Origin of the sequence: Candidatus Aegiribacteria sp. (genome assembly GCA_021108435.1) — a bacterium.
Lineage (GTDB): Bacteria > Fermentibacterota > Fermentibacteria > Fermentibacterales > JCC-6 > Aegiribacteria.
The window spans coordinates 1-1,809 of the sequence record JAIOQY010000165.1 but is presented as its reverse complement, the minus strand read 5'-3'; the positions used below and the strand labels follow the sequence as shown (position 1 = coordinate 1,809).

The window sequence follows — 1,809 nt, the reverse complement described above, 5'->3', positions numbered from 1 at the left end:
ATAACGTCCTGAATAACCTGCACAAGTGATGCACAAGCCCATTCCTAGGCGATTGTGGCAGGTTCATTCAGTGGTTATGGCTCTTATCTCAATAAACAAAGACCAATGGTTTCTGTAATCGCTCCAGATTGAATTCTGCACATATACAAGCCTGTTGAGACCAAATCTCCATTCTGGTTGGTACCGTTCCAAAGAATCGTTTGAGTACCTGCAGTCATCTTATGGTTTACTAACATAGAAACACTTCTTCCAGCAAGATCAAATATTTCTATTTTAGTGAATTCAGAATCAGAAAGCTCAAAGGAAATTGAAGCAGAGCAGTGGAAGGGGTTTGGAGTAGCACAAAGGTCAAGCTGATGAGAAGGCTCAAGGTTGATACCAGTTTGAGTAACTGTGAAGTTAATAGTATCTGCTGCAACAGCAGCACCCTCATCGAAGGATGTTACGATCAGCTCGTTGGAACCAACTTCCGCATAGAAAAAGTCTTCACGATAAGTGTATTTTAGCCCGGTCCCGAAGGCATAAAGGTTACCATCGGTACAACCGAAGTACATCACTCCGTCGGTGATGGAAGGAGTGCACTGAAGCCCCCAGGGGCCGGCATTTGGGTCGTACTCCCAGAGAATCTCCCCGGTCCATGCGCTGGCCGCAAACACCAGGTCATACGGTGCGTCCATTCCTCCCCAGAAGACTATGTCGCCAGCAACTGCAGGTGACCCGTGAATGCTGCTAGGTATCGACCACTGAATGGAACCGTTCTCCCTATCTAGGGCCACCAGGCAGCCAGGTGTTCCAATACTTCCGCATATAATCCAGTCCCCGAACACAGCCGGGGTGGGTTCGACCGGTATAGAACCAAGGCTTGTCTCCCACTCCAGGGCTCCGGTGAGGGCATCGAACCGATGAACCGAGCCGTCCATCCCACCGATGTAGATCTTTCCGTCCACGATGGTCGGTGAAGTGTCCCAGTAACCACCCTCGGTGATGGTGTGCGACCAGATGACGTTGCCGGTCATTGCATCTAGGGCGGAGAGCTGCCCCTGGTACGTCCCGATGTAGAAGATTCCGTTCCATTCACCGATACAGTTCCCAATCACACCGGTAATCTCACGCTGCCATACTACATTACCATCAGCTAGTCCAAGACCAAATACCTCTGTCTTGTTGGTAATGAAACTGCTAGTCGCGCAGGCGATGATTCCGCTTGCGATACAGGGTGTCCCACCGTTGACATCCCCGGCAATGACCGCCCATACACGATCTCCAGTAGCAGCATCGATGCAGTAAAGTGAATCCGATGCCAGATAAAGACGTCCATCATGATAGGTTGGAGGGTCGTCATGAGGTCCGACTGCATAGTTCCATATTTCGCTTCCAGTACCAGCTTCAAGTGCGAAGAGGCTCTGCACCCCCAAATGGTAGACAACGCCCCCCACTACGATGGGATTCTCGAATACATGCATTGTATCACACATGGGAGCCGTCCAGAGTACATCGTTCGTAAGCGGTGCTGGGGATAGGGAGTATCCATAATTCAGGTTGTTCTGCATGTAGGTTGGCCAGTCGGTGTTCAATCTTGGAATGGGCACAAACGGACCTGAATTCAATGAGTAATGCACTGAGTCCGGGATCTCGTTCTCATTCTCTACAATGGCTCGGAGGGGGAGCCAATCACCATCGTAGATTTCACCATCAACTGGTTCTGTGATTGTAAGATTAGTGACAGATATCAGGATTACTGTGAGTATCGTTCCGATAGTCATAATGTCCTCCTATTCTTTTCCATAACGCTTCAAATCAGCAGACTGC

At 49.6% G+C, this 1,809-nt stretch carries 1 protein-coding gene; it reads right to left on the bottom strand.

The genetic code is table 11. The features are described 5' to 3' along the window. Positions 1-83 precede the first annotated feature (83 nt). A complete protein-coding gene (locus K8R76_09085; protein MCD4848332.1) occupies positions 84-1,763 on the bottom strand; it encodes a PQQ-binding-like beta-propeller repeat protein in 1,680 nt (559 codons plus the stop codon). Positions 1,764-1,809: the final 46 nt, after the last annotated feature.

Bases quoted from the DNA above. Each gene is read 5' to 3' on its own strand.
- K8R76_09085 (MCD4848332.1), bottom strand. From the start codon at position 1,763: ATGACTATCGGAACGATACTCACAGTAATCCTGATATCTGTCACTAAT.